Raw genomic sequence first — 21497 nt, forward strand, 5'->3', positions numbered from 1 at the left:
GAAAAACCGTGCTGACAATTGATCCCGCATGAAACCGTCCGCCAGCGAAAATAGCGGTCAATCTGCACATAGCTCACACCTGACCAAATGAAAAACCGTGCTGAAAATTGATCCCGCATGAAACCGTCTGCCAGCGAAAATAGCGGTCTATCAGCGCCCAGCTCACGTCCTATTACACGAAAACCGGCTCTCTTTACTCTATGTCCAGCGGGATCTTCTCGCTGGCTGGCACCCGTTCGAGCTGCCAGTTGGCGATGCCCCATTCGATGATCTCGTCGATCCGGCTCGCCATCAGCTCGGGGGGCGGGCACTGGCCGAGGAAGTGCAGCGCCTGCCACAGGGCCGGTCGCACCTCATCGAGCGCCAGGGCCGGCGCATGGTTCTGCTTGGAGAGCTTGTTGCCATCTGCCAGCACCGCCAGCGGTAGATGCACCCAGTCGGGCAACGCTGCACCCAGGGTCTGGTAGAGGGCAATCTGGCGCACCGTGGGTTCGAGCAGATCGGCGCCGCGCACTATCTCGGTGATGCCGCTGTCCATATCATCCACCACCACTGCCAGGTTGTAGGCGTAAAGCCCGTCGCGACGGCGGATAATAAAATCCTCCTCGGCAAGCGCCGCAGGGACCGCGATATGGCCCTGCAAACGATCGTCGAAGTGGTAGACCGGATGGTGCTGCCGCAGCCGGGCCGCGCAACCTTCGGCCGCAAGCCCGAGGGTACGGCAGTGACCACTGTAGAGACCGCCCGCAGCCATGATTTCGCGCCGGGTGCAGCGGCACCAGTAGAGGTCCCCCGCCCGATAGAGCTGGTCGATGATCTCGTCATAACGGCCGTGGCGTGCGCTCTGGAACATCACCTCCCCATCCCACTCGAGACCATATGCTTCAAGAGTCTTGAGGATCAGGGTCGCAGCCCCTGCCATTTCCCGCGGCGGGTCGATATCCTCGATGCGCACCAGCCAGCGCCCCTGCTGCGCTCTGGCCTGCAAAAAGCTGCCGAGGGCCGCAATCAGCGAACCGAAGTGGAGCGGGCCTGAGGGTGAAGGTGCAAAGCGGCCGACATAGGGACGTGCAAGGGGTGAGGACGGGGGATTCACTGGCATGACTGTTCGGGTAAGCAATTCATTGAGGCTGCATTCTGGGGCGCGACCGCCAAAAGCTCAATAAAAAAGGGAGCCCGCGAGCTCCCTTTTTCATATACCAGAGGGTCGGGATCAACCGGCCATCTGTTTTTCCTTGATCTCGGCCAGCGTCTTGCAATCGACACAGAGGTCGGCAGTCGGACGGGCTTCCAGACGACGGATACCGATCTCGATACCGCAGTGTTCGCAGTAACCGAAATCATCGTCTTCAAGCAGCTGCAAGGTCTTCTCGATCTTCTTGATCAGCTTGCGTTCACGGTCGCGGGTACGCAGTTCAAGAGCGAACTCTTCTTCTTGCGCGGCACGATCCACGGGATCCGGGAAGTTGGCAGCCTCGTCTTTCATATGGTCGACGGTACGATCAACTTCCTGCATCAGTTGGTTGCGCCAGGCACCCAGGATCTTGCGAAAATGCGCCTTTTGTTGGTCATTCATGTACTCCTCACCCGGCTTTTCCTGGTAAGGCGCGACACCCGCAATGGCCAGGGGGCCCAGAGATTTCCTGTTTTCGCCTGTTGGCATGCCCTGTCTCCTAATTCAGCACGCTACCCGTGCCATCCATAAATTGAGGGCGACATCTATAGCAGAAGGGTAACGGGTAAGCAAACGAGCCGTACCAATAATGTTACCCACTCCAATATTTATGCACTCCCCTCGGGTAACAGGTGACCAGATTCAAACGGGACAAACCCTTGAGCCACCATGCCTTGCACCCCAACATGGGGCCGATAGCATAAAATTTCAACCCCCGCCGCGATTGCCTGCTCAATTAGCAGACTATAGTGCGGATCTATATGGGTTGCAGGGCGCATCCGGCTTATTCCGGAGTGCAGCACCATAAAGAGCAGCACGGCCCTGTGGCCCGCCGCTTTCATCGCCATCAACTCGCGCAAATGCTTGGCTCCACGGGCAGTGACCGCATCGGGGAAGTAGCCCATGCCAGCCTCCTCCCGCTCGTCGAGCAGGGTGACCGATTTTACCTCGATGTAACAATTGCCCTTTTCGTCATCTTCCAGCAACAGATCGATGCGACTGTTCTCTTCGCCATACTTCACCTCGGTGCGCAACCGGCTGTACCCCGCCAGCGGAGCGATGGCCTCCTGCTCGATCAGCTCCCGGGCAATCTGGTTGGCGCGCGCCGTGTTGACGCAGATAAAGTGGCCCGCCGTGCTCTCGGCGATCTCCCAGCTGTTGAGCAGCTTGCGCTTGGGGTTGTCGGAGGTGGAGTACCAGACCCGGGTGCCCGGATCGGCACAACCGGTCATGGCACCGGTATTGGCGCAGTGGATAGTGATGACCTCGCCGTTATCGAGTTGCACATCGGTCAGAAAGCGCTTGTAGCGGGCCACCAGCTGGCCCGATTGCAAGGGGGGATCAAAGATCACGGGTTAGCCCTCCGCGCGTCTTCTTTTACCCGGGCCTGCAGCGGCCAGCAGGCAAGCGGCTCGTAGCGCACCCCGTCCGGAGTCGAGATGGATTGATAGAGGCAGAACTCATCGGCCTGCAGCAGAAAATTTGGGGCAGGCAGGATGGCAGGGGCCTCGACCGCCTTGCGCGACAGGGTGACATGGGGGCGATAACCCTGCTCGCCATTGCCAAGACGCAACTTCTCACCGTGGCGGCGCAGCGCCTTCGCCAGCACGGTCAGCTCGTTGGGCCACTCCTTCGGGCCAATCCAGGCGGCCTTGGCCCGGCTGAACCAGCCGGTCTCATCCAGCCTGATGGAGAGCGGCGGACAGTGCTGACGCTCCACGGCGGCGATCAGGCGGCGGGTGGTCAACTCGTCAGCCTCACCCAGAAATGCCAGGGTCAGGTGGAGGTTGGCTTGCAGCACCGGCTGACCGGGCCAGGGCAGCTGATCGCGCCAGGCGATGAGCTCGGGGGCGAGCTCCTTGACGGGCAGGGCAAAGAAGAGTTTGGCCATGTGGTGATAATGCCTTTTTCACGCTCATTGGATGGACCCATTCTATGGCAGCCATTCGGCCATGTCTCGCCAGCCTCCCGCACGAGTAGCCATCTGCGCACATCCACTCACGGTGGCGCGGGTGGCTGTGGCAGAATAGGCGCCGTTTTACCGGTTGCTACAAAAGGTGCTCATCGCTTTGTCCCAGCTCCCCATCGTTTCGGTATTGCCCGAACTCTTTGCCGCCCTCGACAGCCACACCAGCGTGATCCTGCAGGCGCCGCCCGGCGCGGGCAAATCGACCCTGCTGCCGCTGGAGCTGGTGCGTCAGAACCGGCTGCCCGGCCGCATCATCATGCTGGAGCCAAGGCGCCTGGCTGCGCGCAATATCGCCACTTTTCTGGCCCGTCAGCTGGGGGAGAAGGTGGGCGAGCGCATCGGCCTGAGGGTGCGTGGCGAGAGCCGCACCAGCTCAGCGACCCGGCTCGAGATCGTCACCGAAGGGGTGCTGACCCGGATGTTGCAGCAAGACCCTGAGCTGACTGGCGTCTCGCTGGTCATCTTCGATGAGTTCCACGAACGCAGTCTGCACGCCGATACCGCGCTGGCCTTCGCCATCGAGAGCCAGCAAGGGCTGCGCGATGACCTAAAGCTCTTGGTGATGTCCGCCACCCTGGATGGCATGGCACTCGAGACCTTGTTGCCGGATGCCCCTGTGGTTCGCTCGGAAGGGCGCGGTTTTCCCATCGACTACCACTACCGCCCCGCCAATCGCCAGCAATGGCTGGAGCCGCAGGTCGGTGCCGTGGTGCTCGAAGCGCTGGCCGAGCAAGATGGCAGCCTGCTGGTCTTTCTGCCGGGACAGGGTGAGATCGAGCGACTGGTGCAATGGTTGGCAGACAAACTGCCGGACGACGTGACCCTCGCCCCCCTCTACGGCCGCCTCGACATGGCGGCGCAGCAGGCAGCCATCGAACCAGCGCCTGCCGGCCGCCGTAAGCTGGTGCTCACCACCAATGTGGCGGAGACCTCCCTCACCATCGAAGGGATTTCGGTGGTGATCGACAGCGGGCTGGAGCGACGGGCTTCCTTTGATCTGAAAAGCGGTGTCACCCGGCTGGAAACCCGCCAGATAGCCAAATCCTCCGCCACCCAGCGGGCCGGTCGCGCTGGCCGTCTCGGCCCCGGTTTCTGCTACCGGCTCTGGAGCAACGAAGTGCAGGAACGGCTCGCCGAGCAGAGCCCGCCAGACATCCTCACTCAGGAGTTGACCAGCCTGTTGCTGGACGCCGCCCAGTGGGGGGCAAAGGTGGAAGATCTGCCGCTTCTCGATATGCCTCCCGCCGCCGCGGTGGCCAGCGCCCAGCGGCTGCTGGTGGCCCTTGGCGCCATGAAGCCGGAGGGTGAGCAACAACTCACTCCCGCTGGCCGCGCCATGGCCGCCTTCGGTACTCACCCTCGCCTCGCTCGCATGCTGCTGCGCGCCCGCGAGCTGGAGTCAGAGGGTCTGACAGGGATTGTCGCCGATGCCGCTTATCTGGTGGCGTTGCAGGAAGAAGATCTGCGAGGATCGGAGCGCCTCTCGGTGCTGTTCCACCGCCGTCAAAACGCCCTGCGCCAAAACGCTGCCCGCTGGTTTGAACGGCTTGGCGCCCGCCCTGCCAATGCACAGGGTCAGTGGCTGGGGCTACTCTGTGCCCTCGCCTGGCCGGATCGCATCGGCAAACTGCGCAGCGGCAGTCGCTATCAACTCAGTGGTGGGGTGAGCTGCGATCTGGTAGAAGGTCATCCCTGTCAGGGACAAGCCGCCCTTATCGCTATCGAGATGGGGCAGAACGATCGCGGCAGCCGCATCTTTATCGCCGAACCGGTCGATCTGGACGAGCTGGTACGCCTGCTGCCGGAACTGGTCAGCGAACGGCAGTGGTTCGACTGGGACGAGCGCGAGGAGCGGGTGCGCGCCGAACGCCAGCAGGTGATCGGCGAACTGGTGTTGAGCCAGCGGCCGCTGACCGAACTCTCTGACGAGCAGAAAGGGCGCTGCCTGCTGCAAGGCATTCGCCGCAAGGGGCTGCATGTGCTGCCTTGGGACGAGAGCAGCGAAGGGCTGCTGGCCCGTCTGCGCTGTGCCCGCGACTGGCTGCCCGATGAGGGGTGGCCCGCGATGGATGACGAGAGCCTGCTGGCCACGTTGGAACAGTGGCTGCTGCCAGCGGTGAGCGGTATGACCCGGCTGGAGCAGCTGAAGAGGCTCAATATGAGCGACATCCTGCGCCAATCCCTGCCCTGGCTGTTGCCCAAACGGCTGGACGAGGCGCTGCCGAGCCACTTTGCGGCACCGACCGGCAGCCGGGTGCGGATCCGCTATCAGCCAGGGCAGGCACCGGTGATCCCGGTGCGGATTCAGGAGATGTTCGGGCAAGGCTCGACCCCCTGCGTGGCCGATGGCCGGGTGCCGCTGGTAGTGGAGCTGCTCTCCCCTGCCCAGCGACCGCTGCAGATCACCGCCGATCTGGCTGCTTTCTGGGCTGGATCCTACGAACAGGTGAAGAAAGAGATGAAGGGACGCTATCCCCGCCACTACTGGCCGGATAATCCGCTGGAGGCGATGCCGACCAGGGTCACCAAGAAGAAGATGGGTATCTAGGTTCGATTGGCCAGGCCCGATCGGACGTTCGCGAATGCGACATAACAAGTAGAAAGGAAAGCAAAGAGGATTTATGGCAACCCAACGACGCAAGCGTGCCCCCAAGAAGGCAGCGCCCAAACGCACCATCTGGCGCAAGCTGTTCTGGCTTGGCTTCAAGCTCTCCCTGGTGGTGGCGGCCTTTATGGTGGTGTTTGGCATCTACCTCGATACCAAGGTGCGCGAGCGCTTCGATGGCGAGAAGTGGCAGCTGCCGGTGATGGTCTACAGCCGCCCGCTGGAGCTCTACCCCAGCCAGCGCCTGTCACGGGACCAGATGCTGCGCGAGCTCAACATGCTGAGCTACAAGCAGGTGCGCCAGCCTCACACGCCGGGTGAATACACCATCAATGGCAACCGCATCGAGCTTATTCGCCGTCCGTTCGAGTTCTATGATGGCGCCGATGGAGCCCGTGGCCTACGCCTCACCTTCAACGGCCCGCGCCTTGAGGGGATCCAGTCGCTGGAGAACCAGCGCCAGCTCGGTTACGCCCAGATGGACCCGGTGCTGCTCGATCGCCTCAATACCGAAGATCGGGAAGATCGCCTGCTGGTGCGTATCGCCGAAGTGCCCGACAGCCTGCTGGTGACCCTGCTCACCACCGAAGATCGCGACTTCTACCAGCATGGCGGCGTCTCGCCGGTGGCCATCATGCGCGCCATGTTCGCCAACCTGATCGCAGGTCGCACCGTGCAGGGGGGCAGCACCCTGACCCAGCAGCTGGCCAAGAACTTCTTCCTGACCCGTGAACGCAGCCTGTGGCGAAAACTGCAGGAAGCCTATATGGCGGTGCTGATCGACTATCGCTACAGCAAGGACGAGATCCTGGAGTCTTACCTCAACGAGGTCTATCTGGGGCAGAACTTCTCGCAAGGGGTCTACGGTTTTGGCCTCGCCTCCTACTTCTACTTCGGCATTCCGGTCAACGAGCTGGATATCGATCAGGTCGCCCTGCTGGTCGGTCTGGTGAAAGGCCCCTCCTATTACGATCCCTGGCGCTTCCCGGAGCGGGCCAAGACCCGCCGTGATCTGGTGCTGAAGCTGCTGATGGATCACGGCAGCCTGACCCAGGCCGAATATGAGCTGGCCAGCCGCCAGCCCCTCGGCATCATCGCTCGCGGCCAGATGAGCTATGGTCGCACCCCGGCCTTTATGGGGCTGCTCAAGCGGGAGATCCAGAGCCGCTTCGGCGCCGATCTGCTCAAGCAGTCCGGCCTCAAGATCTTCACCAGCCTCGACCCCATCGCCCAGCACGCGGCCGAGCGGGCGGTCGAATCGGGCCTCGCCGATATCGAGAAACTGCGCGGCAAGAAGAAGCTGGAGGCGGCCATGGTGGTCTCCGACTGGCATAAGGGCGAAGTGGTGGCGCTGGTGGGTGGCCGGGATCCCCGCTACGCCGGGTTCAACCGGGCGCTGGATGCCCGCCGCCAGATCGGCTCGCTGGTGAAACCGGCGGTCTACCTGACCGGTCTCTCCAACGGCCTGACCCTGGCGACCCCGCTCAAAGATCAGCCGATCCGTATTCGCGGTCAGGATGGTCAGGTCTGGACGCCGCAAAACTACGATCGCAAGTTCCGCCAGAGCGTGCCGCTGATGGATGCATTGGCCAGCTCCCTCAACGTGCCAACCGTCAATCTGGGGCTGCAAGTGGGGCTGGAGAAGGTTGTCGACACCCTGCACAAGCTGGGAGTTCAGCAGGAGATCCAGCCCTATCCGTCGCTGGTGCTGGGGGCGGTTGCCCTCTCCCCGCTGGAAGTGAACCAGATGTATCTGCCCATCGCCAATCAGGGACTGACCCAGCCGCTGTCGGCCATTCGCGCCGTGGTGAACGGGGATGGCAGCCTGCTCTATCAGCATGATCAGACCGCCAAGCGGGTCACCGACCAGCAAGCAAGCTGGCTGACCCTGTTCGCAATGACCAAGACGGTGAGTCAGGGCACGGCCCGCGCGCTCAGTGCCAAGTTCCCGGGCGCCACAATGGCGGCCAAGACAGGCACCACCAACGAGCTGCGCGACTCCTGGTTTGCCGGGATGGACAACAACGAACTGGTCAGTATCTGGGTCGGTCGCGACGACAACACCCCGGCGGGCTTGACCGGTGCCAGTGGTGCTCTGCAGCTCTTTAGCGGCTACATGAGCCAGCGCGGCGTCAACAGTCTGGGACTGAAGATGCCGGAAGGGGTCACCTGGGCCAACTTCTCCCGCGCCAGCGGCACCCGCGTCGCCAGCGACTGCCCGGGCAGCCTGCAGGTGCCGGCCAAGGCATCCACCATGGGCTCCCCGGCCGGTTGCGCCAGCAGTGCATCGCCGCGCAGTGCGCTGGATGACTGGTTCGGCGGTTTCTTCAACTAGATCGACGACACGGGCAGCGCAGGCTGCCCGTTCACTATGCTGCTGACAAGGAAACACCATGACCTTTCCGCTGTTTGACGCCATCCACCATGTGGCCATCATCGCCAGCGATTACCCACGCTCGCGCCACTTCTACCACGAGGTGCTGGGGCTTCCCATCATCGCCGAGACCCTGCGCGAGGCGCGCCAGTCGTGGAAACTGGATCTGGCCCTGCCGGACGGCAGCCAGCTGGAGCTGTTCAGCTTCCCCTCGCCTCCCAAGCGCCCCTCCCGCCCCGAGGCGTGCGGCCTGCGCCATCTCGCCTTTCGGGTCAGCGATCTTGACCGGGTCATCGCCCACCTGCTGGCCCATCGGGTCGAGGTAGAGCCGGTGCGGGTGGACGAGCTGACCGGCAAGCGCTTTACCTTCTTCGCCGACCCCGACGGCCTGCCGCTGGAGCTCTACGAAGCGCCGCGCTGAGCCTGCATCGACCAAGCAATCAGCCAAACAAAAGCCGCCCGGTTGCAACTGGGCGGCTTTTCTTATTGCTCCAGGTTATCAGGCGGTAGTCAGCATAACGACAGCCAGCGCCATCACCATCATGCCAGCCCAGCCGATGGGCTTGAGCCGCTCACCGAAGAAGAGCAAACCACCCAGCGCCGTACCGACGATGCCGATAGCCCCCCAGGTGGCGTAGGCAACAGCCAGGTCAATCTGGCCGCCACTTACCGCTTCCGAGAGCAGGGTAAAGGCGCCGAGTACCAGCATGATCCCCAGGAATCCCCACCCCTTGTAACGAAACCCCTTGGAGCGGTTGATGGCCATGTTGGCGCCGATATCGATCAGTGCGGCGCCCAGTACAATCACAAACGGACTCATGCAGTGGCCTCCGCTTCTACTGACTTGTCTGCAGGCTCATCATGGGTCTCCCCCATGGTCACCATAACAATCCCCACTATCGCGAGAGCCAGGCCAATCAGCTCCTGAACGGTCACATCGTAACCAAGGAACATGACCGACACTATGGTGATCAGGGTGATCCCGAGCCCCTCCCAGAGCGCAAACGCAATACCAATGGAGATTGTTTTGGCGGCTTTCGCCAGCAACCAGTACGAGAAGCCGATCAACAGCCACATCGGGATGTAATTCATCCAGCCAGCTCCCTGCTCGGGGATCATGGCCATGCTGGAGGTACCGGCGACCTCGGTCACGATGGCGCCGGTCAAAAACAGCCGGGCCAGAAACATACGACTTAATAACATATAGGATGCCTTTGTTGCTTCGACGGGAGAGATGGTAAACGGGGAGAAGCAACTCGCGACAATCGCTCAGCGTCGATTATTCCGACGCCACAGGTTTGCCTTGCCTTGGTTCGGCACGCTAAGGTGATGGTGAAAAACTCCGCCATGGTCTGTAAAACATGAAGCTATATCAGATAGAACTCTTTGTAGAGTCAGCCAATAGCGGCTCTATAGCCAACACCGCCCGTCGTCTCGGCAAAAGCCGCAGCGCTGTCAGCACCTCCATCGCAGCACTGGAAGTTGAGCTTGGCGTCGAACTTTTCGAACGAGGAGCCAATCAGAGTCGCCTGACCGAAATCGGCGACCTGGTACTTGATGATTGCACTCGCCTGCTACAGGCGGCCAACAGCTTGCAGCAGAAGTGCAAACATTACGCCTCGGGTGCCGAAGTGGCGCTGCGGGTTGCCCGCGATGACGCCATCCCCGAGCAAGTGTGGCGCGAGATGCTGGCCAGCCTGCACAACCAGTTTCCCGGCACCAGTATCTCGCTGGTGCTTGCCTCTCCGCCTGAACTGCCAGCGCTGGTTGAAGAGGGGTTCGTCGATGCCGCATTTGGCCTTATTACCGAGGATCAGGAGCGCAGCGGCCTCAACATCGATCTGCTCAACCCGATCCGCACCCTGATGGTGGTGGCGCCCAGCCATCCGCTGGCCGGACTGAAGCGGGTCAAACAGCAGGATCTGACCGATCACACCCAGGTAACTCTCTCGTATGTAGATGAATTTTCTGTAAAAAGCCTGCTACCTGTGGGAGGCCAGCATATAGGTCTCTCCAGCTTCGAGTTGATGCGTAACGCGGTCCTCGATGGGCTGGGCTGGGCGGTGCTCCCCTCGCCACTTATCCAGAGCCAGCTGCGACAAGGCACCCTGCTGACCCTGAAGCACAAGTTCAGCCTGCAGTGGCGAGACTATGGCGTCTATCTGGCAGAAAATGCCTATCACGGCAAAGTATTGGCCTGGTTGAAAAAATCGATCCAGAGTTATCTTGAGCCTTTCGAGTAAAGATGAAAGAGGCGGTGCCAGCTCACGATATCTGCTTATCCTGATGATCCTGACAGAGGTGATCGTGCATACTCTTCACATACTCATTGAGCGCCGGAGGCGTAACCGATATGAGCAGTGCCCAAGACAAGGACGATATCTGGCTGGATGACGACATCATCGAACTCGATGATGAAGAGGTCGTGGTCCCCAAGGCACTCAATCCCTGGCAAGTGCTGATCGTGGATGATGAGCCGGATATTCATCACGCCACCCGGCTTGCCCTCTCCAATATTCAATACAAATCTCGCCCGCTCGAGCTGCTCAACGCCTATAGTGGTGCAGAAGCCGCCACCATGCTGGAGGCCAATCCCAGGATTGCCCTGATCCTGCTGGATGTGGTGATGGAGACCGAAGATGCCGGTTTGCGGCTGGTGCACCGGATCCGCAACGAGATGCGCAACTCGCTGGTGCGGATCGTGCTGCGTACCGGCCAACCCGGTCAGGCACCGGAACAAAGGGTGATCCTCGATTACGACATCAACGACTACAAGACCAAGACCGAGTTGACGGTACAAAAACTCTTCACCACCGTCATCGCCTCCCTTCGCTCCTACGAAACCCTCAGCGCCATCGACAAGAGCCGACAGGGACTCGGCAAAATTCTGGAGGGCGCGGGCGATCTCTACCATCTCCATTCACTCAAGGAGTTTGCTTCCGGCGTGCTCAAACAGATCAGCGCCATTCTCGATGTGGGCACCGAAGGGGCCATCTGTGCCGAACGCCGTCCAGGCGAACATGGGCTTGAGATCCTGGCGGCAACCGGAGACTACGAGGCGCTGCTGGAGGAGAAGAGCCTTGATGAATTTTCTGCCCTGAAAGAGTCGGTCATGAAGGCGTTAAACGAGCGCTGCAACCGCTTTGAACACCCGCAGGACTCTCTCTATATTGCAGCCCAGAATGGCCGCGAGTTCGTGTTGAGCTTCACCCCGACCCAGCCTCTGGATCCTCTCGAGTGCGACCTGCTGGATGTCTTCTGCCAGCGCATCTCGGCGGCCTACGACAATCTCTATCTCTACAACCAGCTGCTTCGTGCCCAGGAGGCCACCGTGGTGGCGCTGGCGGCGCTGGCGGAGTTTCGTGATTCCGATACCGGCGAGCATGTCTTGCGGGTGCAGAAGCTCTCGGATGCCATCGTGGCCGAATTGAAGCAGATGGCGGTCTACCCGGAGCAACTGACTCCGGAGTTTGTCGAAATGATCGGTATGGCTTCCATCCTGCACGATGTGGGCAAGGTGGGCACCCCGGACCATATCCTGCACAAGCCCGGCCGTTTCGACCCGGAAGAGCGGGCCATCATGGAGCAGCACGCCGGTATCGGCGCCAATATCCTGCACAAGGCGGGCGAAATGGTGGAGGGAACCAGCTACCTCTCGCTGGGGGCAGAGATCGCCCGGGGCCACCATGAGCACTTCGATGGCAAGGGCTACCCGCAGCAGCTGGCTGGCCAGCAGATCCCGCTGTCGGCGCGGATTGTGGCGGTAGTCGATGTGTTCGATGCCCTGCTCAGCAAGCGCCCCTACAAGGAGCCCTGGACGCTGACGCAGACCATGGAGTATATCCAGTCCCGCTCCGGTACCCAGTTTGACCCTCATGTAGTGACAGCCCTGTCGCGACTGGTCAACGAGTCGAGACTCCCCTACTCGCTCTGACCCTCTTTACTCGCAACTCCACATGCTCTGCCGGTGACCTTGCTCACCGGCAGAGCATCAAAACAGCCGTTTTGTTGCATCCCGCACACATCAAAGTGCCGCAAAGCGGAAACATCCCCCTTCTTTGTTAACGATAACCGCTGAAATATGGTCATTTAACATCACATCGCTATAATATCGGCCTGCAAACCTGATACTAACAACGAAGGAATTATCATGAGCCTGAACCTGGTACCGGCTGGCAAGAGCCTGCCCGACGATATCTATGTCATCATCGAAATCCCGCAGAATGCCGACCCGATCAAATACGAAGTCGACAAGGACAGCGGTGCTATTTTCGTTGATCGCTTCATGTCTACCCCGATGTTCTATCCGTGCAACTACGGCTACGTGAACGCGACCCTCTCTCTGGATGGTGACCCCGTCGACGTACTGGTTCCGACCCCCTACCCGCTGCTGGCCGGCTCCGTCATTCGCTGCCGCCCGGTTGGCGTGCTGAAGATGACCGACGAATCTGGCGAAGATGCCAAGATCGTTGCCGTGCCGCACTCCAAGCTGACCAAGCAGTACGACCACATCCAGGATGTGAACGATCTGCCGGAACTGCTGAAAGCCCAGATCCAGCACTTCTTCGAGCGCTACAAAGAGCTGGAAGCGGGCAAATGGGTCAAGGTGGAAGGTTGGGGCGACAAGGCCGCTGCCGAAGCCGAGATCAAAACCTCTGCCGAGCGTTACGCTGCCAAGTAAGCATCACTCGGTTTGTAAAAAAGGCGCCTTATGGCGCCTTTTTTGTCGGTGTTTGCGGCAGCAGACCGGCCGCCTCTTCGGCAGGATTGCCCTGAATGTATATTTCACGGCCATCTTTCTGGTAGGGACGATAGTAATCACCGCCACAGCGATAGCCGCCGCCCGGCTGGCTCATCAGCTCGCAGTTGACCGGCAACACCTCCAGCCACTTGATGGCCTGCTGGTAGCGCAGCCACTCCTGCCATTCGTGTTCGCGCGCCAGCTGGTCACGCAGGGCAAAGGTATCCGCAACGGACATCCCCTTGTTGACGATCACCTGACCCGCCATGGCTGGCAGGCTGAGCAGCCCAAACAGCACTATGATCCAAGGCTTCATAACCCCTCCAGAGTGACTTAATTTCACAATTAAATTAAAAGTCACATCAATCTGTTATCCAGATCACAAAACGAAACATCACCAAAGTGGTGCCGGCTCACCTAGTTGTTAATTATCGTCCACGGCAGGAAGCACCACCATGAAGCTGACCCCCGCGCTGTTGCTCAGCCTCACTCTCTACACCACCCTTGGCGCCACAAGCAACGCCAGCGAGATCAACATGAGCTGGCAGTGGCAATCCACCGATGGCCAGCGCAAGCACTTCCAGCTGACCACCGACGATCAGGTGATGGCCGCCAGTCGCCACGAGATGAGCCTGCTGAAGGCCTCTCTCACCAATCCGCTGGAGACCCTTTACGCCTATATCAGCCCACGGCTCTACAACAGCATCAACCTGATCAATCAGAGCAGCCCCGAGACAGCTACCAAGTTTCGCAATCTGGAGCAGGCCTTCACCCTGCGGGACGACAGCATGGAGTCGCTGCTATTCTGGCAAGCCTACCAACAGTATCAGGAGGATGCCTTCTACCAGATGAGGGTGATACCCTGCGTCCATCCTGCCAATCGCAAACTGCCTTGCGTACGCCCCGATTACTCCCAGCTCTTCTACCACTTCAAAGGGCACCTCAAGCCACTGGCGCAGCAGTTTGCCGCCAAGGATCTCGCCACCAGCGTCAGCCTGATGCAAGAGTGGCTAAACGCCATCCCCACCCAGCCGGAGCAGCTGGATCACTTCGCGCCGCCGCTGCAGGCACTGCAAGATAACAAGGCCGACAGCGATGAGAAGGCTCTGCTGATGGCCAGCCTGCTGGCAGAGCTGGCCCCGCAATATGTGCTCAGCATCATCTATCCGGATATCAGCATCGGCAGCGTCTCCCCTGCCTGGCTGGCCATTACGGCAGACAGTGGCGTACCCGGTGATGTGGTGGTGATCAACAATCAGCGCCATGTGCTGCTGACCGGCTCGTCCCTGCTGGCCCAGCAGATGACCATGGCCAAGATCCCCCTCATCAGCGAGTCGCTCTACTGACGCAGACAGCTCAGACCAGCAGCCAATTCATTGATTTTTATCGATGTCATGCCATCCTAGCCGCCCTTGCCAGCCAACCACCTGACTGGCGGGGCGCCGACGCTTCTGAATTGCGATCTTATTTAACACTTTTTAAACAGATCCGATCAGTTTAGGATGAAGCTCGCCCATTCCCTCAATCCGAAACTCGTTATAACATAACAAATGGAGTGTCATCAGGATGAAACATCTCGTACTTACTTTGGCGCTGCTGCCATCTCTGGTCTTTGCTCACAACTTCAAGGATGGCAACCCGGTGCCGCTGGTCAATGTCAGCGACAAGGGGGAGCTGGTACTGAATGGCAAGGATATCGGCTACCAGCCGTGGCAGAGCACCTCGCTCACCGGCAAGGTGTTCCTGATCCAGCATATTGCCGGTCGCTCCAGTGCCAAGGAGCTGAACGCCCCGATGATCGAGGCGATCAAGGCCGCCAAGCTGCCGCAAGACAAGTACCAGACCGTTACCGTCATCAACAGCAATGACGCCATCTGGGGCACCTCCGGCTTCGTGAAGAGCAGTGCCGAGGACAGCAAGAAAGAGTTCCCCTGGTCCGCCATGGTGCTGGATGCCAAGGGCATGGCGCGCAACGCCTGGGATCTGACGCCGGAAAGCTCGGCGATCATTCTGCTGGATAAAGAGGGCAAGGTGCTGTTTGCCAAAGATGGCCAGCTCGACGCCAACAACATTGCTACCGTGATGGGGCTCATCAAGTCCCATCTCTAAGTCAGAGAGAAAGGGCGCTGATGGCGCCCTTTCCATAAGGGTCTATGGGTCGTATCAAGCTGAAAATCTGGATCTTGCTGCTGGGCTGGTTATGGCTGCAGCCTGCCCTTGCCCGGCACCAGTTTGAATCTGCCCTGCCCGGCCACGACGACCATCACTGCCTGGTTTGCGCCCTCCATCTGGATGGCAAGCAGGTCATCACCGCCACCCCCTATTGCTTCCCCGGTTCGACCTCTGTTCTGCCCGCAGTTGCAACCATGCAGCGCTCGGCAGATACCGCCACGCTTCACAGCTATGCCATCCGTGCGCCGCCCGCCTCTGTTTTTCTCTATCCCTTTGTTTAATTTAGCTATTTGTTTTGAAAAAGGATTAAAGATGAAAGCAGTTACTCTGTTGCTGGCCGCTGCGGCCTTTGGCGCTCACGCCAATCACGACGAACACGAGAGCCACAGCCACGGCGCCCACGAGCATGGCCACGGCCACCTCAATCTGGTGGTCGATGGCGACCAGCTGATGATCGAACTGCAGGCCCCTGCTGCCGATCTGGTGGGCTTCGAGCACGCCGCCAAGAGCGATGAAGAGAAGGCACAGTATGCCAAGGCGGTCGCCCGCCTCCAGCAGCCTGACGCCCTGTTCCGCTTCGACCCGGCCGCTGGCTGCAAACTGACCCAGCAGGAGTTGCAAGCCGCCAAAGAAGAGCATGATCACGACCATGACCATGACCATGACAAGGCTGCCAGCGACAAACATGAAGACCACCATGATCATGACGAAGCGGGTCACGCCGACATGGGCGCAATGTACACCTACACCTGTGCCACCCCGGCCAAACTGACCGACCTTGAGGCGACCCTGTTCAGCGTCTATCCGAGCCTTGAGAAGCTGAGCGTGCAGGGGATCCTGCCCACCGGCCAGACCGCAGGCGAGCTGACCCCGTCCGCCAACAAGCTGAGCTGGTAACGCCATGAAAAAAGCCGTGGTTGAGATCCGCGATCTGGCCTTTGCCTGGCCAGGTGGCGACGCTGTACTCGATCTGCCCGCCCTCACCATCCGCGAGGGTGAGCGGGTCTTTATCAAGGGCCCATCGGGCTCCGGCAAATCGACCCTGCTCGGGTTGCTGGCCGGGATCCAGACCGCCAACCACGGCACCCTGGAGGTGCTGGGCCAACCATTGGCCCGGCTCTCTGGCCGTGCCCGTGACCACTTCCGGGCGGCCAATCTGGGTTATATCTTCCAGCAGTTCAATCTGCTGCCCTTTCTCTCGGTGCAGGACAACGTGACCGCTGCCCTCACCTTTTCGCCCGCCAAACGGGCTCGCCTGCAAGGGAGTCCGGAGCAGGAGGCGCGCCGTCTGCTGGCGGAGCTGCAACTGCCGGATGACGCACTGCATCGCCCCGTCCATGCCCTCAGCATCGGCCAGCAGCAGCGGGTTGCTGCCGCACGGGCGCTGATCGGCTCGCCGCCACTGGTGATCGCCGACGAGCCCACCTCGGCCCTCGACACCGACAACCGGGCGGCCTTTATCAAGCTGTTGTTCGAGGAGTGCGACAAGCAGGGCTCGACCCTGATCTTCGTCAGTCACGACCCTTATCTCGAACCCCTGTTCCCGCGGGTCGAAAACCTGCAACAGCTCAACCGGAAGGCATCATGCTAAAGCTAGCCCTACAAAGTCTCTGGGCCCGCCGACTCACCGCCGGGCTCACCCTGCTGGCCGTCGCCATCAGCGTCACCCTGCTACTCGGGGTGGAGCGGGTGCGCACCCAGGCCCGTGAAAGCTTCTCCAACACCGTCTCGGGCACCGATCTCATCGTTGGCGCCCGCTCCGGTCAGGTGAACCTGCTGCTCTACTCGGTGTTTCGCATCGGCAACCCCACCAACAACGTGGGGTGGGACTCCTATCAGGCCATCAAACAGAAACCGGGCGTCGCCTGGACCATCCCGCTTTCCCTTGGTGACTCCCACAAGGGATTTCGGGTGCTCGGCACCAATGGCGACTACTTCACCCACCTGAAGTACGGTCAGCAACAGTCGCTGCAACTGCGGGAAGGTCGGCCGTTCGACACGCCGTTTGAAGCTGTGCTCGGCGCTCAGGTGGCCGAGAAGCTCGGCTATCACCTCGACCAATCCATCGTCATCGCCCACGGCGCTGGCAACACCTCGTTCAGCCAGCACGACAATCTGCCGTTCAAGGTGGTGGGTATTCTGGCGCCGACCGGTACGCCCATCGATCGCACCATCCATGTACCGCTGGCGGGGATCGAGGCGATCCATCTCGGTTGGGACACCGGCCGCCACAGCAAGAACGTGACACCGGAGCAGGCGCTGGCGCAGGATCTCACCCCGAAAACCATCACCGCCTTTATGGTGGGGCTGAGCAACCGCATTCTGGCGTTCCAGCTGCAGCGCAGCGTCAACACCTATCCCAAAGAGCCGCTGATGGCGATCCTGCCGGGGGCCGCCCTGCAGGAGCTGTGGAGCCTGATGAGCGTGGCGGAAACCGCGCTGTCGGTCATCGCCGGTTTCGTGGTGGTAGCGGGCCTTATCGGCATGCTGACTACCCTGCTGGCGGGGCTTAACGAGCGACGCCGGGAGCTCGCCATATTGCGATCCCTCGGCGCGGGCCCTGCCCACCTGTTCCTGCTGCTGGCGCTGGAGGCCATGGCGCTGACCACGGTCGGCATCGCCCTCGGGGTCGCCGTGCTCTATCTGGGGCAGGGGCTTGCCTCGCCCTGGCTGCTCAGCCACTATGGCCTGCAACTGAGTCTGGGGCTTCCGAGCGCCTACGAGTGGCAGTTGCTGGGGGTAGTCTGGCTGGCAGGCATGGTGATTGGCCTGCTCCCTGCTGCACGCGCTTACCGCTACAGCTTGAGCGATGGCATGAGCATTCGCGTCTAGCGAGACGCCCAAAATCGAAACAGAAGGACAGATGATGAAGTGGAAAATTGTGGCGCTGCTCGCCAGCCTGCTGGTGCTGCCCGCCCTGGCCGCCGATTACAAGACCATCGACTGGGATGTGCTCATCCCGGAAGGGGAAAAACTGCTGCCACCGCCCCAGGTCAATCACGAAGATCCCATGTCGGTGCCGCAACCGGTGGGCGGGGTAAACAAGAAGCTGGACAACCAGGATGTGCGCATTCCGGGCTTCGTGGTGCCGCTGGAAGGGGATGCCAAGAAGATCACCGCCTTCCTGCTGGTGCCCTACTTCGGCGCCTGCATCCATGTGCCGCCGCCCCCCACCAATCAGGTGATCTATGTGAGCTACCCCAAGGGTGCACCGGTGGATGATCTGTGGGATGCCATCTGGGTGAAGGGCAAGATGCGCACGGTCAGCTCCAGCCACGAGATGGCCACCGCCTCCTATTCGATGGAAGCGGTCGAGGTGAGTGTCTACGAGGAGTAATTCTCCCGTTGCAAAAAAAGCGGCCTCCACGGAGGCCGCTTTGTTATCTTGGCATCCCGGTTGGAGTAACATTCAGCTCCAGAACCTGTGCGAATGGAGTCAGCATGGCAGACCTCCCCCCCCCGAAAAAAGAGAGTTCGATCCTGAGCAGCCAGGAGCAGACCCTGCGTCTGGCCCGCAGTCGCGGCATCGACGGCATGCTCATCCGCAATACCGACAGCACCTTCGAACAGCGCGCCACCTTTCGCCATCTGGCGGATCAGGCCGCTCGCCAGCGCAATCTGGAAGCCATCATGGTGATGGCCTCCCGCCACTGCGAAGAGACGGCCGCCGGCGGCGAGATGGACAGCGACTGGCTGACCCGCTTCCTGCAACTGGCGGAAGATATCAGCATGGTGCCGATGCAGCAGCTGTGGGGGCGGATCTTCGCGCTGGAAGTCGCCACCCCGGGCCGCTTCTCCATCCGGGCCCTCGCCACCCTCAAAGAGATGACCCAGCGCGAGGCCCAGCTGTTCCAGCGCATCTGCTCGCTGACCTGCCACTACACCGGCAGCGACGAGCAACGACTGCTGCTGGGGCTGCACAAGGGGGCCACCCTGCTGAGTCGCGCCAAAGCAACGCGCCTCGGCCTTGGCAAATACCGACTGCCCTACAACGCCCTGCTGCAACTGTTTGAGCTCGGGCTGCTGCATCGCGCGGAGCTGGAGTCAGGCCCGCTGCCCGCCGATGGGGTCGAGCTGGAGTTTGGCAACCAGCGCTGGCGGCTGCAGTGCAAGCAGAACAACATCACCCTGCTCTACTACCGCCTCACCCCGGTGGGCAACGAGCTCGCCCAGCTGCTGCAAGAGTCGCCGCTGGAGGAGTATCTGCAGGATCTGAAAACCGTGCTGGTGCAGGGTATCCAGATTGAAGTGATGCAGCTCGTCAGCCCCCCCTCCGCACCCGCTCCCGACCCTCTCCCCTGATCTCTGGCGGGGCAGCGGATGCCCCGTCGGTTCATGGATCCTTCGCATCCAGCTGCTGACTCCAAGCTTATGGGCTTGTCCAGAATAGGTTGCAAATTGCAGATGCCGCAGAGGCACACCCCGTCAGCTCCGTTGCATATTGCAAACAACCGCGCGTTTTTCCTCTCCAAACCTCGCTAATAACACATCAATCATTAGTTTTTGCCAGCTGGCCCGTCCTTTGCACATGTCTTGATGCAGATCAAAATTTAACCACCACAGCTCGGGAGCAAGGCCATGAGAATCAATCAACCGGTTACCCAAAGAGAACGTCTCTATCCAGACCACCAGAGCCTGATCTCCACCACGGATCTGGAGAGCCGCATCACCTACGCCAACGATGAGTTCTGCGATATTGCAGGCTTCTCGCTCGACGAGCTGAAGGGGGAACACCACAATCTGGTGCGCCACCCAGATATGCCGAAACAGGCCTTTGCCGATCTGTGGAACCATATCCGCGAAGGCAAGAGCTGGATGGGGCCGGTGAAAAATCGCTGCAAGAGTGGCGATCACTACTGGGTCAGCGCCTTTGTCACCCCCATCAAGGATGCCAGTGGCCGGGTGGTGGAGTATCAGTCGGTGCGCACCGCCCCGAGCGAGGAGATCAAACAGCGGGCCGAGAAGGTCTATGCCGACCTTCGCAACAACAAGCTGCCGCTGGCGCTCAAGTTGCCCACCTTCTCCCATACCCTGGCCATCAACCTCTGTCTGCTGCTGAGCCTGCTCGCCATGTTTGCGCTGGGCTACAGCCACGACATGAACTGGCAACTGGCGCTGGCCGCCCTGCCGCTGGCGATAGCGGCCATCACCCTGAATGCTCTCTCCCGTCGCCTCGGCAAGCTCAACAAGATGGCTCGCAGCCGCTTTGACAATCCGCTGATGCAGCTGCTCTACACCAACAAGGTGGACAACATCGCCGCCATCGAGCTCTCGATGGTAATGAATCAGGCCGAGTTCAACGCCGTGCTGGCCCGCACCCAACAGACTTGCAGCAAGATCCTGCAGGCCGCCGAGGGGGATCTGCGCAACGCCGAATCCATCACCGACAACCTGCAACAGCAGCAGGCCGAAACCAATCAGGTAGCCACTGCCGTGACCGAAATGTCGGAATCCATTCGCGAGGTGTCACAAAGCTCGACTGACTCCTCCAGCCTGCTGGATGAAACGGCCGTGCTGTTCAAGAGCGGCAACAGTAGCGTGGCCGAAACCGTGGCTGCCGTGGCGGGCATGAACAGCGAACTTATCACCTCCAAGAGCGTGATCAGTGCGCTGGTCGGCCACTGCCGCGATATCGACGGCATCCTCGATGTGATCAACAACATCGCCAACCAGACCAACCTGCTGGCCCTCAACGCCGCCATCGAAGCGGCCCGGGCTGGCGAAGCGGGTCGCGGCTTCTCGGTAGTGGCCGACGAGATCCGCACCCTCGCCATCAAGACCCAATCCTCGACCAGCGAGATCCAGAAGATGATCACCGAGCTGCAAAACAGCTCTGGCGAGGCTGAGCAAGCGATGGAGAAGGGCTGCCAGCTTGCCGACAGTTGCCAGCAGAAGGCCACCGCGACCGGCACCATACTCCAGCAGATCAACAATATGTTGCAGCAGGTCGCCTCCGGCAGCAGCCAGATTGCCCAGGCGGTGCAGGAGCAGTCCCACGTTACCGCCGAGATCAACCGCAACGTGCTCAGCATCAAGACCCTGGCCGATGACTCCAGCGTTGGCAGCCAGCACGCGGTGCACGGCATCACCCAGCTGGTAAACCAGTTAAGCGATCTCGACCGGCTGGTACGCCAGTTCCAGAAGGGCGCTCCGGCAAGCCAGAGCCGCTACGAAGTGGCCACCACCCGCGCCGTGCCGGTACGCCAAGCCAGATAACCACGACCCAAACAATCACCGCAGAAAAACCCTATGGGCCTTTGGGCCCATAGGGTTTTTTAGTGTCCGCCAACAAGAGGACGACATCCTCGCTTCACTGTCCGATTTTCCCCTGCACTGATGGGCGGCGGTTCTGGTACGAACGCATCGCCACCCGTAATTGATTAATTTGTTGATCTTGCTCAGGAAATGGCCCGCTAGCGCTTTTCACCCAAGCCCCGTTCGGTAACATAGCCGCTTGGCAAC

The 21497-nt window shown here is 60.7% G+C and carries 22 protein-coding genes; 15 read left to right on the forward strand and 7 right to left on the reverse strand.

Annotated features, from left to right (window positions below):
• Positions 1-193: 193 nt before the first annotated feature.
• The 4 genes from gluQRS to thpR form a co-directional block, all read right to left on the reverse strand.
• On the reverse strand, positions 194-1102 hold the full coding sequence (gene gluQRS, locus G5168_RS18990; RefSeq protein ID WP_421172731.1) for a tRNA glutamyl-Q(34) synthetase GluQRS: 909 nt from the start codon (positions 1100-1102) through the stop codon (positions 194-196).
• Between the two features lie 111 nt (positions 1103-1213).
• Positions 1214-1663, reverse strand: coding sequence for an RNA polymerase-binding protein DksA (gene dksA / locus G5168_RS18995; protein WP_005335644.1), 450 nt, complete (start codon positions 1661-1663; stop codon positions 1214-1216).
• A gap of 119 nt (positions 1664-1782) precedes the next feature.
• Positions 1783-2526 (reverse strand): DNA/RNA nuclease SfsA, encoded by a 744-nt coding sequence (sfsA, locus tag G5168_RS19000; RefSeq protein WP_201939152.1) that lies wholly within the window; start codon positions 2524-2526, stop codon positions 1783-1785.
• Positions 2523-3065 carry an RNA 2',3'-cyclic phosphodiesterase gene (thpR, locus tag G5168_RS19005; protein ID WP_421252580.1) on the reverse strand — a complete coding sequence of 181 codons (543 nt, stop codon included), beginning with the start codon at positions 3063-3065 and terminating at the stop codon, positions 2523-2525. The genes sfsA and thpR overlap by 4 nt, the downstream gene beginning before the upstream one ends.
• A gap of 178 nt (positions 3066-3243) precedes the next feature.
• Here thpR and hrpB point away from each other — a divergent pair, with 178 nt between their 5' ends.
• The 3 genes from hrpB to G5168_RS19020 all read left to right on the forward strand — a co-directional run bounded on the left by hrpB (position 3244) and on the right by G5168_RS19020 (position 8543).
• Complete coding sequence (gene hrpB / locus G5168_RS19010) at positions 3244-5691, forward strand: ATP-dependent helicase HrpB (RefSeq protein ID WP_227341385.1); 2448 nt, start codon at positions 3244-3246, stop codon at positions 5689-5691.
• 73 nt (positions 5692-5764) lie between these two features.
• Positions 5765-8083: a penicillin-binding protein 1B gene (gene mrcB, locus G5168_RS19015; protein WP_021229558.1), complete on the forward strand. Its 2319-nt coding sequence runs from the start codon at positions 5765-5767 to the stop codon at positions 8081-8083.
• 58 nt (positions 8084-8141) lie between these two features.
• Positions 8142-8543, forward strand: coding sequence for a VOC family protein (locus tag G5168_RS19020; RefSeq protein ID WP_064335476.1), 402 nt, complete (start codon positions 8142-8144; stop codon positions 8541-8543).
• A gap of 78 nt (positions 8544-8621) precedes the next feature.
• On the opposite strand, the gene G5168_RS19025 is transcribed toward G5168_RS19020, so the two are convergent.
• A complete protein-coding gene (locus tag G5168_RS19025; RefSeq protein ID WP_005335659.1) occupies positions 8622-8942 on the reverse strand; it encodes an SMR family transporter in 321 nt (106 codons plus the stop codon).
• Entirely contained in the window at positions 8939-9325 is a 387-nt protein-coding gene (locus tag G5168_RS19030) for a DMT family transporter (RefSeq protein ID WP_005335660.1), read from the reverse strand. Before G5168_RS19030 ends, G5168_RS19025 begins: the two co-directional genes overlap by 4 nt.
• 158 nt (positions 9326-9483) lie before the next feature.
• Between G5168_RS19030 and G5168_RS19035 the strand changes: the two genes are divergently transcribed.
• From G5168_RS19035 to ppa, 3 genes are all read left to right on the forward strand, one after another.
• Positions 9484-10365: a LysR family transcriptional regulator gene (locus G5168_RS19035; RefSeq protein WP_421252581.1), complete on the forward strand. Its 882-nt coding sequence runs from the start codon at positions 9484-9486 to the stop codon at positions 10363-10365.
• A gap of 110 nt (positions 10366-10475) precedes the next feature.
• Positions 10476-12056: a DUF3369 domain-containing protein gene (locus G5168_RS19040; RefSeq protein WP_216952039.1), complete on the forward strand. Its 1581-nt coding sequence runs from the start codon at positions 10476-10478 to the stop codon at positions 12054-12056.
• Between the two features lie 216 nt (positions 12057-12272).
• Complete coding sequence (gene ppa, locus G5168_RS19045; RefSeq protein WP_005335667.1) at positions 12273-12803, forward strand: inorganic diphosphatase; 531 nt, start codon at positions 12273-12275, stop codon at positions 12801-12803.
• A gap of 28 nt (positions 12804-12831) precedes the next feature.
• Here the strand turns inward: ppa and G5168_RS19050 are convergent, their stop codons facing one another.
• Entirely contained in the window at positions 12832-13179 is a 348-nt protein-coding gene (locus G5168_RS19050; protein ID WP_167557563.1) for a hypothetical protein, read from the reverse strand.
• 139 nt (positions 13180-13318) lie between these two features.
• On the opposite strand from G5168_RS19050, the gene G5168_RS19055 reads away from it, so the two are divergent.
• From G5168_RS19055 to G5168_RS19095, 9 genes are all read left to right on the forward strand, one after another.
• Positions 13319-14209 carry a hypothetical protein gene (locus tag G5168_RS19055; protein WP_167557564.1) on the forward strand — a complete coding sequence of 297 codons (891 nt, stop codon included), beginning with the start codon at positions 13319-13321 and terminating at the stop codon, positions 14207-14209.
• Between the two features lie 220 nt (positions 14210-14429).
• Positions 14430-14972: a YtfJ family protein gene (locus G5168_RS19060; RefSeq protein WP_005343253.1), complete on the forward strand. Its 543-nt coding sequence runs from the start codon at positions 14430-14432 to the stop codon at positions 14970-14972.
• A gap of 44 nt (positions 14973-15016) precedes the next feature.
• The gene (locus tag G5168_RS19065) at positions 15017-15316 is read left to right on the forward strand and encodes a DUF2607 family protein (protein ID WP_201986256.1); all 300 of its coding nucleotides are present in this window, start codon (positions 15017-15019) and stop codon (positions 15314-15316) included.
• A 31-nt stretch (positions 15317-15347) separates the two neighbouring features.
• The gene (locus G5168_RS19070; protein WP_421252582.1) at positions 15348-15932 is read left to right on the forward strand and encodes a DUF2796 domain-containing protein; all 585 of its coding nucleotides are present in this window, start codon (positions 15348-15350) and stop codon (positions 15930-15932) included.
• Positions 15933-15936: 4 nt separating this feature from the next.
• Complete coding sequence (locus tag G5168_RS19075; protein WP_115521732.1) at positions 15937-16626, forward strand: ABC transporter ATP-binding protein; 690 nt, start codon at positions 15937-15939, stop codon at positions 16624-16626.
• A complete protein-coding gene (locus G5168_RS19080) occupies positions 16620-17867 on the forward strand; it encodes an ABC transporter permease (protein WP_042052401.1) in 1248 nt (415 codons plus the stop codon). Before G5168_RS19075 ends, G5168_RS19080 begins: the two co-directional genes overlap by 7 nt.
• A gap of 31 nt (positions 17868-17898) precedes the next feature.
• On the forward strand, positions 17899-18372 hold the full coding sequence (locus tag G5168_RS19085; protein ID WP_026034852.1) for a DUF3299 domain-containing protein: 474 nt from the start codon (positions 17899-17901) through the stop codon (positions 18370-18372).
• A 104-nt stretch (positions 18373-18476) separates the two neighbouring features.
• Positions 18477-19337 carry a TIGR03899 family protein gene (locus G5168_RS19090; protein ID WP_335862439.1) on the forward strand — a complete coding sequence of 287 codons (861 nt, stop codon included), beginning with the start codon at positions 18477-18479 and terminating at the stop codon, positions 19335-19337.
• Positions 19338-19613: 276 nt separating this feature from the next.
• Positions 19614-21251, forward strand: coding sequence for a PAS domain-containing methyl-accepting chemotaxis protein (locus tag G5168_RS19095; RefSeq protein WP_421252583.1), 1638 nt, complete (start codon positions 19614-19616; stop codon positions 21249-21251).
• The last annotated feature ends 246 nt before the right edge of the window (positions 21252-21497 follow it).

It is taken from the genome of Aeromonas sp. 600724 (assembly GCF_049175135.1).
GTDB lineage: Bacteria > Pseudomonadota > Gammaproteobacteria > Enterobacterales > Aeromonadaceae > Aeromonas > Aeromonas veronii_A.

Excerpts from the sequence above, each read along its gene's own strand:
- gluQRS (WP_421172731.1), bottom strand. The coding sequence starts at position 1,102 with ATGCCAGTGAATCCCCCGTCCTCACCCCTTGCACGTCCCTATGTCGGC.
- dksA (WP_005335644.1), bottom strand. The coding sequence starts at position 1,663 with ATGCCAACAGGCGAAAACAGGAAATCTCTGGGCCCCCTGGCCATTGCG.
- thpR (WP_421252580.1), bottom strand. The coding sequence starts at position 3,065 with ATGGCCAAACTCTTCTTTGCCCTGCCCGTCAAGGAGCTCGCCCCCGAG.
- mrcB (WP_021229558.1), top strand. The coding sequence starts at position 5,765 with ATGGCAACCCAACGACGCAAGCGTGCCCCCAAGAAGGCAGCGCCCAAA.
- G5168_RS19020 (WP_064335476.1), top strand. The coding sequence starts at position 8,142 with ATGACCTTTCCGCTGTTTGACGCCATCCACCATGTGGCCATCATCGCC.
- G5168_RS19025 (WP_005335659.1), bottom strand. The coding sequence starts at position 8,942 with ATGAGTCCGTTTGTGATTGTACTGGGCGCCGCACTGATCGATATCGGC.
- G5168_RS19030 (WP_005335660.1), bottom strand. The coding sequence starts at position 9,325 with ATGTTATTAAGTCGTATGTTTCTGGCCCGGCTGTTTTTGACCGGCGCC.
- G5168_RS19035 (WP_421252581.1), top strand. The coding sequence starts at position 9,484 with ATGAAGCTATATCAGATAGAACTCTTTGTAGAGTCAGCCAATAGCGGC.
- G5168_RS19040 (WP_216952039.1), top strand. The coding sequence starts at position 10,476 with ATGAGCAGTGCCCAAGACAAGGACGATATCTGGCTGGATGACGACATC.
- ppa (WP_005335667.1), top strand. The coding sequence starts at position 12,273 with ATGAGCCTGAACCTGGTACCGGCTGGCAAGAGCCTGCCCGACGATATC.
- G5168_RS19050 (WP_167557563.1), bottom strand. The coding sequence starts at position 13,179 with ATGAAGCCTTGGATCATAGTGCTGTTTGGGCTGCTCAGCCTGCCAGCC.
- G5168_RS19055 (WP_167557564.1), top strand. The coding sequence starts at position 13,319 with ATGAAGCTGACCCCCGCGCTGTTGCTCAGCCTCACTCTCTACACCACC.
- G5168_RS19060 (WP_005343253.1), top strand. The coding sequence starts at position 14,430 with ATGAAACATCTCGTACTTACTTTGGCGCTGCTGCCATCTCTGGTCTTT.
- G5168_RS19065 (WP_201986256.1), top strand. The coding sequence starts at position 15,017 with ATGGGTCGTATCAAGCTGAAAATCTGGATCTTGCTGCTGGGCTGGTTA.
- G5168_RS19070 (WP_421252582.1), top strand. The coding sequence starts at position 15,348 with ATGAAAGCAGTTACTCTGTTGCTGGCCGCTGCGGCCTTTGGCGCTCAC.
- G5168_RS19075 (WP_115521732.1), top strand. The coding sequence starts at position 15,937 with ATGAAAAAAGCCGTGGTTGAGATCCGCGATCTGGCCTTTGCCTGGCCA.
- G5168_RS19080 (WP_042052401.1), top strand. The coding sequence starts at position 16,620 with ATGCTAAAGCTAGCCCTACAAAGTCTCTGGGCCCGCCGACTCACCGCC.
- G5168_RS19085 (WP_026034852.1), top strand. The coding sequence starts at position 17,899 with ATGATGAAGTGGAAAATTGTGGCGCTGCTCGCCAGCCTGCTGGTGCTG.
- G5168_RS19090 (WP_335862439.1), top strand. The coding sequence starts at position 18,477 with ATGGCAGACCTCCCCCCCCCGAAAAAAGAGAGTTCGATCCTGAGCAGC.
- G5168_RS19095 (WP_421252583.1), top strand. The coding sequence starts at position 19,614 with ATGAGAATCAATCAACCGGTTACCCAAAGAGAACGTCTCTATCCAGAC.